This is a genomic window from Borreliella bissettiae DN127 (assembly GCF_000222305.1).
GTDB lineage: Bacteria > Spirochaetota > Spirochaetia > Borreliales > Borreliaceae > Borreliella > Borreliella carolinensis.
Genome location: NC_015921.1, coordinates 20017 through 32147 on the forward strand (window position 1 = coordinate 20017; position 12131 = coordinate 32147).

Consider the following 12131-nt stretch of genomic DNA (forward strand, 5'->3'; position numbering starts at 1 on the left):
ACTTAACTTAAATATTAAAATAATTCACAATTAATATCTATATACGATTTAAAACTAACATAGCATCACCATAGGAAAAAAATTTATAACCTGTATTTATAGCTTCTTCATAAGAACTAAACACAAAATCTTTACCTGCAAATGAAGAGACCAACATCAAAAGAGTAGATTGTGGTGTATGGAAATTGGTAAAAAGCATGTCGACAAACTTAAAACAGTAGTTCTTTCCGGGGTAAATAAAAAGATTTGTACTTTGCTGACCTGTTTTAAACTTCTTAAGCTTATTATCATAAGATGACTCTAAAGCCCTAAGAGTTGTAGTACCAATTGATAAAATTTTTTTACCAAGAAATTTCGCATTTTGTAATCTATTAGCCACACAATCTTTTATTAAAAAAGTTTCAAAATGCATATTGTGTTCTTCGACCTTTTTTGATCTTACGGGAAGAAAAGTGCCAAGCCCCACATGAAGAGTGATAAAATCATATTCAATATTATTCTTTTCAAAAGCAGAAAACAAATCCTTGCTGAAATGCAACCCTGCAGTAGCAGAAGCTGCAGAGCCAACATATTTGGAATAAACAGTTTGATACCGATCTTCATCCATTTTCTCATAATCTCTTTTAATATAAGGGGGGATGGGAACAAAACCATGTTTTTCAAAATAATCTTCTCCAACATCAACATCAAATTTTAAAACAATCTCACTACTATTTTTTGACAAAATTTCACCTATTAATCCCTCAGGGAATTTGTAAAGATTTCCAACAATTTGCTTTTTAGACTTAGAAATAAGCGCAGTAAACGAACTGGTGTCAATTCTATCCAAAATTAAAACCTCAACATTACTGCCCATCTCCGATTCTGCATACATTCTTGATTTTCTAACTTTTGAATTATTAAAAATAATAAAAGTGTCGCTATTTATATATTTTAAAATATTGCTTACAGAATCTTCATGGTAAATTTTTTGCAATTTAGGATCCAGTACCATTAGTCTTGAAGATCCTCTTTTTTCACTTGGATATTGAGCTATTAAAGAATAGGGCAAATTAAAATGAAACTCTTTGGTTTTCATTAAGACTATCCTCTTTCATTTCTAAGTTTAAGTGAAGATACGCAAACTCAGTAGCTTTACGACCTCTGTGAGTTCTGCTGATAAATCCTTTCATAATTAAATAAGGCTCATAAAAGTCTTCAAGAGAATCAGCTGTTTCTCCTACAGAAATAGCTAAAGTATCAACACCTACGGGTCCCCCATTAAATTTCAATATTAAGCTTCTTAAAATATTTCTATCTTGCTCATCAAGGCCTTCTCCATCAATTCTAAGCATTTCAAGCCCAATTGAAACAATGTCACTTGTAATAACCAAGCTTCCGGTTACTTGGGCAATATCTCTTATTCTCCTTAGCAATCTATTTGCTATTCGAGGAGTCCCTCTTGAACTTCTTGCAAGAAGAAAAGCGGCATCCTCTTCTATTTCAATATTTAAAATAATAGAATTTCTCTTTATTATCTCAACAAGCTCTATTTCGCTGTAAAGTTCAAATCTTGCAGTAATTCCAAATCTCGCATAAAGTGGAGATGTTACTTTTCCCGGTTTAGTAGTAGCTCCAATCAATGTGAATTTTGGAAGTGGCATTCGAACAGTTCTTGCATTAGCGCCTTGCCCTATTACCCAGTCCAGCTCATAATCTTCCATGGCAATACAAAGCATTTCTTCTATTATTGGTCTGAGTCTATGTATTTCATCAATAAATAAAACACTCTTCTCATCAAGCCCTGTTAAAATACCAATAATATCCTTGGGCTTGTCAAAAGCCGGAGCTGAGGTAATTTTAATCGAAGCATTCATCTCAAAGGCAATAATACTTGCAAGAGTAGTTTTCCCAAGACCTGGTGGACCACTTAAAAACACATGATCTAAGGCCTCATCTCTTTCTTTAGAAGCTTTTATAAAAATACTAAGGGTTTCTTTAACATTAACCTGACCTTTAAAATCTTCAAAAACTTTAGGCCTAAGCTCATTTTCACTCTTATCATATAAATAATTTTCATTAGAGTTTAAAAAACTTATATCATTTTCTTCTTTCATAAATACCCCTTAAAAACTATTTTTTCTCTATAAAAAACCAACAATTAACTTGATATTCTTCTTAAAACCTCCTTAAATAAAAACTGCTCCTTTTCAGAATCTTTTAAATTTGAAAATTCAGCTAAATTGAAAGCCTCTCTAATCTTGCTATTAACAATTTTTCTATCAAATCCCATGCTAACAATTGATTCTTCTAATTCTTTAAATCTAAAAAGGCTAGTAGATTCAAGCTCGCTATTAATCAAAAGCTTACCTTGAAGATGTAAAAACATTTTACCAGCCATTTTTTTGCCAATGCCTTTGATTTTAGAAACAAGCTCAACATCTTCTCTATCAATAGCCTCTTTAAACTCATTATACCTTATATTGGATAACACCCTTAAAGCGGCCTTTGGCCCTATTCCGCTTACTCCAATAAGACCCTTAAAGATCTCTCTTTCATCTGAATTCAAAAATCCAAAAAGTTTTAATTCATTTTCTCTCGTATACAGATAAGTAAATAGCTCAACTTTCTCTGACAAATTAAAATTAGCAAGGCAAAATGCACTAGCTAAAAGTTCAAATTCAAAAACAGTGGTCATTAAAACCAAACTATATTCTTTTTTTTCTATAACTTTACCATGAATCTTATTTATCATATAATTAAATTATAAATTATATTACACAGAAACATCCAATTTAAAGCAAAAGCCTTAAGTAAAAAAGGACACTAAATGAAAAATAAATTTCCAAATAACTATTTTCAATTCATTACAGCTATTTTTTTAATCTTATCTATAACTATGGTGGCAGCAGAAGAAACAACAAGCACACTAAAAGTTCCCAATGGATTTAAAGTCGAAATTTTCTTAAACAATACAATTGAAAAACCCAGAGGAATCACAAGCGATCAAGATGGAAATATATTCATAGGATCTGGGAGCAATTTTGCATACCTTGTAACAAAAAATAAAAAAATTTATACCATAGCAAAAACCCTGCAAAAACCTATTGGTATTGCCTATTGGGATAATAAACTCTATATATCTTCTGTCGATAAAATATATGTAGTTGAAAATGTAAAAGAAGAAATTAATAAAAGCATAAAATCAAATAAAGAATATACATGGAAAATGCAAATTTTTTCACTTTTACCAAAAAATAATACTAAAATGCACGCGGGACGTTACATTAAAGCGGATCCCAAAAATAACAAATTAATAGTAAACATAGGATCCCAACATAATGCTAAAATTCCTCCAAAAAAAGAATCAATAATCCTTAGCATCGATTTAAAAACAAAAAAAGAAGAAATAGTGGCTTTTGGAGTGAGAAACTCAGTTGGGTTTGATTTTCATCCAATTAGCAATGAAATATATTTTAGCGACAATGGCCAAGACGGATTAGGAGACGACATTCCTCCGGACGAAATAAACGTAGTAGCCGAATACAAAGAACATTTTGGATTCCCCTATTTGTTTGGGAAAAATCAAAAAAATTACAGTTTTTATAACAAGGCACCCAAAAACACTAAGTTTAGTCCATCTATTTACGAACTTCCCGCACATGTAGCCCCACTTGGAATACACTTTTACCAAGGGAATAACTTTCCAAAAGAATATATAAATAAATTATTCATAGCAGAACACGGCTCGTGGAACAGATCTTCTCCTGTTGGCTACAAAATAACTACACTAGACATTGATTTTAAAAATAGAACAGCAAAAAATTACAAAACTTTTTTATATGGGTTTTTGAAGCCTGATAACTCTAAATTTGGACGCCCTGTTGATATCATCACATATTACGATGGTTCAATTCTTTTTACAGATGATTTTGGAAATAAAATATACAGAGTCTACTACGAAAAGATTTAAATAAAACTAACTTAATTCTTCTGGAATCTCTAAATTATGAATTACTTCCTGAACATCATCAAAATCTTCAAGCTTTTCAACAAGAAGAATTATTTTTTCTACTTGCTCTTTGTTTAAAGAAATTTTATTTTCAGGAATTAAAGCTATCTCTGCCACCTCTTCTTTAAATTTAGTTTTTAAAAAAGATAAAACTTTGTCAAAATCATCAGGACTTGTTATAACTTCCGCCTCATTGTTTGAAACCAAAATATCTTCAACACCAACTTCTAATGCAAATTCCATTATTTCATCTTCACGATATTTTTCTAAACTGTAAACAATAAGACCCTTTCTGTAAAACATATATGAGACTGAACCTGGGGTACCAAGAGATCCTCCACCTTTTGAAAGAACACTTTTTACATCGCTAGAAGTTCTATTTTTATTATCTGTTAAGCATTTAATCATTAAAGCAACCCCATAAGGAGCATAAGCCTCATAAGTTATTTCAAAATATTCAACCCCTTCATTACCGCCAATACCCTTTTTTATTGCCTTCTCAATATTATCTTTTGGCATATTGGCAACCTTGGCCTTATTAATAGCTACCCTTAGCCTCGGATTAGATTCAATATCCCCACCCCCTATTTTAGCTGCAATAGTTATTTCTCTTATTAGCTTTGTAAAAATTTTATTGCGCTTTGCATCAAGAGCACCTTTTTTTCTCTTTATTGTTGACCATTTACTGTGACCAGACATTTACACCTCCACCAATTTTTCCAACCGATTTAAAACGTCAAACATCTTATTATTAATCAAATGAGCTTTAATTGTATTAAACATTAACATAAGAACCGTAACAGGCCCTATTCCTCCCTTAACAGGAGTAATAAACTTAACGCACTCTTTAATATTGTCAAAATCTGTATCGCCTGAGAGAATTTTTCCGTTATCAGTCTCAATTTCAGAAATACCAATATCAATCACATAAGGTTTTCCGCACAACATACTTTTATCTATCAACTTGGGCTTACCAACAGCAGAAATAACAATATCTGCCTGTCTTAAATAAACATCTAAATAAATACTCTTGCTGTGACAAGCAATAACAGTTGCATCATAAGGTTTTGATGAGAGCAATATTGAAATAGGCCTTCCTACAAGAGGACTTCTGCCAACCACAACAACCGTTTTCCCCGATGTTTTTATCCCCTCATCTCGCAAAATCTTTAATACGGCAAGAGCTGTACAAGGAATAAATCCTTTTTTATCGCCCAAAATCATTTTTCCCAAATTAACAAAAGATAAACCATCAACATCTTTTGAAGAAACTATGCCATTTAAAATAGAATTTAAATCCATGTCTTTCAAAAGGGGTAATTGAACAATAATTCCGTCTGTACTTAAATTTTTATTTTCTCTATCAATTACTTGTAAAATATCGCTTTGAAGAGAGTTTGTAGGGAATTTAATTACTTCAACATTCAAGCCAATCTCTTTTGCAACTCGACTTTTGATTGAAACATAAAGCTTGCTTGCAGGCTCATCATTTGCTAAAATAACTTTTAATGCAATTTTATCTCTCAGGTCATGCTGCTTTAAGAATTCTTTAAGCATTAAATAATACTTATTCGCAAAATCTTTCCCATTAAACACAGTATTCAAAATATACCCCTTAAACCTAACAAGATTACCTTAATATTATACTTAGATTGTCAATATAAGGAAAGCCAAACAACCAAATTTCAAATTGTAATTAAATTTATTTTCAACTATAATAAACAAGGATAATAATTTTAAAAGAATGGAGAATAATGAGAAAGGATCTTTTTATAACACTAATTACAGTCTTGCTAATTGGTGTAAACATAAAAAAAATTACGGCCGCAGTCAATATTGATAGGCATACAAACTCCACTTTAGGAATAGATTTAAGTGTTGGAATTCCTGTTTTTTACAACGACTTATCAAAAGCTTATCCCACCAATTTATATCCGGGAGGTATTGGAGCAATAAAATACCAGTACCATATTTTAAACAATTTGGCAATTGGACTTGAACTAAGATATATGTTTAACTTTGATATTAACCATTCTTTTAACATATTAAATCCAGATTCAAGTGTGGGTAAAATTTTTTATAGCGTGCCTATTACATTTTCATTAAATTATATATTTGATATAGGAGAATTATTTCAAATTCCAGTTTTCACAAATGTAGGATTTTCTCTTAACACATATGGAGATAGAAACAATAATATTACAAATTTAAGAACTTTTGATACACTTCCTACAGTCTCTTTTGGATCTGGAATTTTATGGAACTTTAACTATAAATGGGCTTTCGGAGCAACAGCATCTTGGTGGATGATGTTTGAGTTTGGAAATTCTGCTAAAATGGCGCATTTTGCACTTATATCATTATCAGTTACAGTAAATGTAAATAAATTGTAGGATAAAAATGAAACAAAAATATGAAAACTATTTTAAAAAAAGATTAATTTTAAACCTATTAATATTTTTACTACTAGCATGCTCAAGCGAATCTATATTTTCCCAATTAGGAAATTTGCAAAAAATAAACCATGAATACAATATTTTAGGCAGCTCAAGTCCAAGAGGAATTTCTCTAGTAGGGGAAACTCTCTACATTGCAGCCATGAATTTATTTAAAAAAGAAAAGGGCAAGATTGAAAAAATTGATTTGAGCAATTCTTATGAGTTTATAAACGACATTGTAAATATATCTGGGAAAACCTATCTTTTAGCGCAAAACAAACAAGAAGAACTAGAAGTTTGCGAGCTAAATGGAAAAGATTGGACATTAAAATTTAAAAAACCACTAAAAGCATATAAATTCTTAAAATCTGTGGGAAGAGATGGCGTAAAAAACGCATATATTTTAGCTATAGACAAAAATAATCGTGAGAAAATTTTTGATCTACAAGGAGCTGACAAAACGCCATCACAAGCTACTAAAAATGACAAGTTTTATCAAATATCAAATGAAGATCAATTAATTACGGGAAATTCACTTAAAATATGGCAAATGAATAACAATACATATGCAAACATAGACTATCAACAAGCCAAGGAAATAATGCCTATCATTAAAACAAGCATTAGGGGTTCTTCTGAAATTTTAGTAATGACTGGGGGTTATAATAATTTAGATACAAAATTTAAAGTGTACTCAAGTGCAAATAATTACACAACACCAATATTTAATCAAGACGAAGTAGGCGAATTTAGCGGCTACTTTGCAAGAGAATTTAATGATGCAATATTAATCGGAAGTAATAATGGATTTGCAGAATTTACAAAAAATAAAGACGGGATTTTTGCTCTACAAGCACCCTCAAAATCAGTAGAACCTGGAGCTTATAACGGATCTCAGCTAAGCAAAACGGGCCTTAATGATATTATTCCTGTATCAAGCAACACGATTTACATATTAACCCAAGGCAAGGGTTTGTGGAAATTAGAAAACAGAAAATTAACTAAAGAATAAAGAATAAAAATTCTTTATAAATTTCTCATATCTAGATTTATTAAAATCTCCATCATAATATTTTTTAATCTTAATTTTCAAATTGAAATTAATCTTAGATCTAAAATATAAATAATTTATATTATTCATATCAAAAATTCGACCCTCATCATTCATAACCTTGGCCTCAATATCTAAAAGGAGTTTGGCAAAAAAAATATCTCGAGTAATCACAAGGCTATGCCTATCTGCTAAATTCAAAATAAATGAATCAACATTATCTACCACTTCCAAAACAACATTTTCTGTTTTTTCCAAACTTAAAAATTTATTAGAAACTACAATAAGTTCTGATTTATTGTGTAATATAAATTTTTGTAAAAATTTTATTATTTTAAAACTACAAGAATCAGCATCAACAAAAATTTTATTTAACAATCTTATAGCCCACTACCTTAAAGGCCAAAAAAGAAACAATGGCATTTTTATTAATAGGTCCAAATATTCTAGAATCATTTAAAACATTTAAATTGTCATTTAGTAAAAAAAATTCATTTTTTTTTAAAGTAAAACACTTAACCACTTCGTCTGTATTAAAAAAATTATTCAACTTATAATAGCTAACCAAATTGCCATTCAAATAAAAAAAATTTGTATCCTTTTTATTTACCAAAACATTTAAACCTCTAACATACACAGAATCACCCTGAACAGCTGCTATTCTTGACACTTTATAGCTTGCTCTTTTAAAAATTTTATTTAAAAAAAAGAAATCTTTTATTAAAGTTAATAAAAAATTATTACTTAGCCTAAAATCCTCATAAAGAACAATATCATTCATTTTTAAAGGAATAAAAAAAGAAGTTATATGTGTTGCTACAAAAAATAAACTAGCATTTTTTGTTATTGTTGGCAACATTTCATTACTTTTAACCATAAAAATTTGCAAAACAAACTTTGTGAAAAAAAAATTTAAAATTAAAAATGCTACAACACATTTTAAAAAAAATTTTCTTTGCTTTTTCCTCAAAAGCCTTTGTTCGAAAGTTAAATATGGAGCCATTTTAAATAAATCCTACCCTAGAAAATGGAAGATATATTATCAAGGTTCTTCCAAGCACTTTATTCTTATTGATTACTCCAAAAAATCGACCATCATGAGAATTGTCTCTGTTGTCTCCAATTGGCAAAACATATCCATAAGGAACATAAATTCCACAATCTCTTATTATTGCTTTTTCTATATAATAATCAACATAAGGCATAAAAGCAGATAAATATTTATATTCTAACCTTTCAAACTCAAACCTATCAATCATTCTAACATCAAAAAATGAAAAATCGGGAGTGCTACTTAAATTTATATTTAACTGGCTCAAAGCAATAAACATAGCAAAATCACCATAAATCCCATAGTCCTCATTTGCCACAATTTTTTTAATTTTAAAATTTTTATCAACCAAATCCCAATAAGAATCTTCTAAAATAAAATTTTCCTCGCCTTCTCTTTTAATATAAGCTTTGCCACTATTAAATCTAACAATTTTACCGTCTGTAAACACACCCCTTTTCACAAGAAATCTAACATTAGGATTGCCATATTCATCTCTATCAAGATCAATAAAAGACAACGTTAACATGTAAAGTATTCTTTGAAAGATGTCAAAAAAAACACCCTTTGATTTATACTCCGGATTTTCAAAAATAATAATATCGGATTCCTCTGGGACTTTAAAACCATTAATCTTAAATAATCCTGGTAAAAGCTCAGGGCCATAAGAAAATTTATCTACAAATAAAAAATCCCCTATTTGAAGAGTATTTTCCATTGACCCTGATGGTATTTTATAAGCTTGAACAAAATATTGATTTATTACCAATACAAAAATTGCTGCTGCTATAAAATCAAACAAAAAGTTAAGCAAAAACCCTCGTTTCTTGGCTCTTAATTTACAAAAATATTTCTTTCTTTTTCTGTATGTCAAATATTTCTCAACAATGTGTACCAAAAAAGATGCAAATTTATCCAATCTTCTTAAATACATAATCTAACCTCAAGAATTAAATCATACAAAATATTGACACTTATTTAAATACTTTTCTATACTTTAAAAGATGAAAGAGGTTGACGAGAATTCAAATATTGAACTTTTTGAAGTTAAATTAAAGCCAATTATAGGAATAGCGCCCAAGGTTTACGTATTTCTTACAACAATAATATTGCTTTTAAGTTTAATATCAATTTTAATAATTATACCTAAGTTTAAAAATCCAGGAGCATATTTAAAAATAAATTCCAATATTGCAAACACTTACATATATTTAAACGAAAAATATATCGGCAGAACTCCACTTAACAAATATATAAATGCCACTGAAGGAATTATTAGAGCAAAAAGGATGGGATTTAAAACCTACGAACAAAAGATAAAAATTCACAACAAATTTTTTGGAAACTACAGTTTGCAAATAAATTTAGAACTAGTTGATCCTGAAAAGATCATTAAACAAAGACAAAAAGAACTCTCTATAATGGTTAAAATAAAAAATCCTAATGAAAATACAAAACTAATTCCCGTATTTTCATTAATATCTAGTGAGCTAAAAGAACATCCTAAATACATTAAAAATTTTCTAAAAAATTCCATACCTTACTTAAATTCAATCGAAATGTTTAAAGATTTTCTAGATTCATATAAAGTCATATATTCAATAGACCAAAACAATAACAATCAAGAAGAAATATGGAACTCTTTGAAGACAAATTTTGATTTAGAAAATAGAGCCATCTTTTGGTTTTTAGAAAATTTAGATAAAGATTTAAAAATGCTAACAAAAAATGAGCCTTGGGTTAAAACATTAGCCAAAACCCTAGACAATGAAAATATTCAATTAATTTCTAAAAATGAAAAAATCAATATAAAATTGCCTGGATTTAAAAAAATAAATTCAAATAAAATAGAAAAAATCCAAAATTATGAATTAGATTCATTAGATTTAAAAAATATTTCACTAAAATCTACCTATAGTATAAAAGAATTTCTTATTCAAGAACAAAATGTTACAAAATACGAGTATCAAGATTTTTTAAAAGAAAATCCAAAATGGGCATTAAATAATAAAGAAAATTTAATTAAAGAACAACTTGTAGATGAAAATTATCTTAAAAATTTTCATCAAATAGGCTTAAATGAAGCTATCACAGGAATATCTTATTTCTCAGCAATAGAATACGCCAACTGGTACTCTAAAAAACTTCCTGAGGGATTTAAAGCAAGACTGCCTATATCACAAGAATGGGAATTATACCAAAAAGAACCAAACAAAAACCCATTAAATATTAATGAAATATCACAAAAAGTTGGATTTTGGAATTTAATGCAAAATTCATCTTTTAATGATATTGCAATATTCAAAAATGAAAAAAATTTTTATAACGAAAATTCGAATTTTCACTCATTGATAACAGAAATTAGAACATACTCTCATCAAAATAATAATTTACTCAATCCATCAACTAAAGCTTCTTTTTTGAAAAATTGGAGTTCTCCAAATATTGGTTTTAGGTTGATTGTATCAAAGGAATAAAAGGAATGGATTTTTGAACACAAACACTTTGATTCTTGAAAACAAAAAAGCGAAATTTAATTACTTTATTGAAGAAAAAATCAGTTGTGGAATAGTACTAAAAGGAACCGAGGTAAAATCAATAAAGGCAAAAAAATTATCATTTAACAATAGCTTTGCAAGCATAAAAAAAGAAGAATTGTGGCTTGAAAACTTGCATGTATCAAAATATAAAGAAGGAAATATCTTCAATCATGATGAATTAAGACCCAGAAAACTTTTAATCAAAAAAAAGGAATTACAAAGGCTAAAAAATTTTAAAGAAAAAGAGGGATATACTTTAATTCCTATTAGTTTCTATTTAAAAAAATCATTAATCAAAGTAGAAGTTGGAATATGTAAAGGAAAAAAATTGTATGACAAAAGAGAAATACTAAAACAAAAAAGCATAAAAAAAGATCTTAGTAGAGAAATAAAATATAAATAAAAGCTCTTTTAATTATAATGAGCAATCACAATAAAGAATTGCAATCACTCATTTTTATAATAAATAAATTAATAGCTTTTTTTGAAAGAAAGTTCAAACCCAAGAGCACTTGCTTGACTCATCGCAATATCAAAACTAGGCTCAAATCCTCCCAAAGCTATATTAAGACTATTTTTTAGCTTCCTATTATAACTATTAGCAAATGTAAATGGAAGAATAATTTCTGTCAATCTTGTCACAGCCATAGTAACCACACCCGCTAACATAACTCCCTTACCCCAAGTCCATTGGAAAGCAGCTTTTTTAGCATTATTATCAAGAGCTTTGATATCCAAATAAGCTCCCGCAAGTATAAGTCCTATACCAACCGCATCAAATCCAAGAATAAGAGAACCTCCAAGAATATCTCCTTGAGCAAAGGAGCCTATTCCAAACCCTAAGAAAAGGTTCAATAAAAATGGTACAATAGGATCTTGCTTGCTAGTTTCATAAACCAAAAGTTTTTCTCCAGCACTCATACCAAACGCATCACTTTTAGAATCATTAGCTTGAGCAAAGCTAGAAAAAGCACAAAAGGTTGCCAAAACAAAAATTAAAAATTTATTCATAAAAAACCCCTTTATTAAAACTGGTACTATGGTAGCATATTAATGAAAT

At 29.0% G+C, this 12131-nt stretch carries 14 protein-coding genes; 5 read left to right on the plus strand and 9 right to left on the minus strand.

Translation table 11 applies throughout. From position 1 onward, the window contains the following. Window positions 1-37: 37 nt before the first annotated feature. Genes queA through ruvA form a run of 3 tightly spaced genes read right to left on the minus strand, consistent with a single transcriptional unit; the run spans window position 38 to window position 2734 of the window. Window positions 38-1078, minus strand: a complete 1041-nt coding sequence (gene queA, locus BBIDN127_RS00105) for a tRNA preQ1(34) S-adenosylmethionine ribosyltransferase-isomerase QueA (protein WP_014023281.1) — start codon at window positions 1076-1078, stop codon at window positions 38-40. Continuing rightward, window positions 1053-2096 (minus strand): Holliday junction branch migration DNA helicase RuvB, encoded by a 1044-nt coding sequence (ruvB, locus tag BBIDN127_RS00110; RefSeq protein WP_014023282.1) that lies wholly within the window; start codon window positions 2094-2096, stop codon window positions 1053-1055. The genes queA and ruvB overlap by 26 nt, the downstream gene beginning before the upstream one ends. Before the next feature lie 44 nt (window positions 2097-2140). Then, window positions 2141-2734, minus strand: a complete 594-nt coding sequence (gene ruvA, locus BBIDN127_RS00115; protein ID WP_014023283.1) for a Holliday junction branch migration protein RuvA — start codon at window positions 2732-2734, stop codon at window positions 2141-2143. A gap of 75 nt (window positions 2735-2809) precedes the next feature. Here ruvA and BBIDN127_RS00120 point away from each other — a divergent pair, with 75 nt between their 5' ends. Continuing rightward, the gene (locus tag BBIDN127_RS00120; RefSeq protein WP_014023284.1) at window positions 2810-3952 is read left to right on the plus strand and encodes a PQQ-dependent sugar dehydrogenase; all 1143 of its coding nucleotides are present in this window, start codon (window positions 2810-2812) and stop codon (window positions 3950-3952) included. A gap of 6 nt (window positions 3953-3958) precedes the next feature. On the opposite strand, the gene BBIDN127_RS00125 is transcribed toward BBIDN127_RS00120, so the two are convergent. Beyond that, entirely contained in the window at window positions 3959-4690 is a 732-nt protein-coding gene (locus BBIDN127_RS00125) for a YebC/PmpR family DNA-binding transcriptional regulator (RefSeq protein ID WP_014023285.1), read from the minus strand. Next, the gene (locus BBIDN127_RS00130; RefSeq protein ID WP_014023286.1) at window positions 4691-5596 is read right to left on the minus strand and encodes a bifunctional 5,10-methylenetetrahydrofolate dehydrogenase/5,10-methenyltetrahydrofolate cyclohydrolase; all 906 of its coding nucleotides are present in this window, start codon (window positions 5594-5596) and stop codon (window positions 4691-4693) included. Between the two features lie 149 nt (window positions 5597-5745). Here BBIDN127_RS00130 and BBIDN127_RS00135 point away from each other — a divergent pair, with 149 nt between their 5' ends. Beyond that, window positions 5746-6384 carry a BB0027 family outer member beta-barrel protein gene (locus BBIDN127_RS00135; protein WP_014023287.1) on the plus strand — a complete coding sequence of 213 codons (639 nt, stop codon included), beginning with the start codon at window positions 5746-5748 and terminating at the stop codon, window positions 6382-6384. Window positions 6385-6391: 7 nt separating this feature from the next. Continuing rightward, a complete protein-coding gene (gene bamB, locus BBIDN127_RS00140) occupies window positions 6392-7441 on the plus strand; it encodes an outer membrane protein assembly factor BamB (protein ID WP_014023288.1) in 1050 nt (349 codons plus the stop codon). On the opposite strand, the gene BBIDN127_RS00145 is transcribed toward bamB, so the two are convergent. From BBIDN127_RS00145 to lepB (BBIDN127_RS00155), 3 genes are read right to left on the minus strand one after another with little or no spacing between them, the layout of a single operon-like run. Next, the gene (locus BBIDN127_RS00145; protein ID WP_014023289.1) at window positions 7427-7858 is read right to left on the minus strand and encodes a DUF188 domain-containing protein; all 432 of its coding nucleotides are present in this window, start codon (window positions 7856-7858) and stop codon (window positions 7427-7429) included. The two genes, bamB and BBIDN127_RS00145, sit on opposite strands and share 15 nt — an antisense overlap. Then, a complete protein-coding gene (gene lepB / locus BBIDN127_RS00150; protein ID WP_014023290.1) occupies window positions 7848-8483 on the minus strand; it encodes a signal peptidase I in 636 nt (211 codons plus the stop codon). Before lepB (BBIDN127_RS00150) ends, BBIDN127_RS00145 begins: the two co-directional genes overlap by 11 nt. 1 nt (window position 8484) lies before the next feature. Beyond that, window positions 8485-9465, minus strand: coding sequence for a signal peptidase I (gene lepB, locus BBIDN127_RS00155; RefSeq protein ID WP_014023291.1), 981 nt, complete (start codon window positions 9463-9465; stop codon window positions 8485-8487). Window positions 9466-9535: 70 nt separating this feature from the next. Here lepB (BBIDN127_RS00155) and BBIDN127_RS00160 point away from each other — a divergent pair, with 70 nt between their 5' ends. Both BBIDN127_RS00160 and smpB read left to right on the plus strand, forming a co-directional pair. Then, on the plus strand, window positions 9536-11008 hold the full coding sequence (locus tag BBIDN127_RS00160; RefSeq protein ID WP_014023292.1) for an SUMF1/EgtB/PvdO family nonheme iron enzyme: 1473 nt from the start codon (window positions 9536-9538) through the stop codon (window positions 11006-11008). Window positions 11009-11021: 13 nt separating this feature from the next. Continuing rightward, entirely contained in the window at window positions 11022-11474 is a 453-nt protein-coding gene (smpB, locus tag BBIDN127_RS00165) for an SsrA-binding protein SmpB (RefSeq protein ID WP_014023293.1), read from the plus strand. Between the two features lie 68 nt (window positions 11475-11542). On the opposite strand, the gene BBIDN127_RS00170 is transcribed toward smpB, so the two are convergent. Beyond that, window positions 11543-12082 carry a P13 family porin gene (locus tag BBIDN127_RS00170; protein WP_014023294.1) on the minus strand — a complete coding sequence of 180 codons (540 nt, stop codon included), beginning with the start codon at window positions 12080-12082 and terminating at the stop codon, window positions 11543-11545. Window positions 12083-12131: the final 49 nt, after the last annotated feature.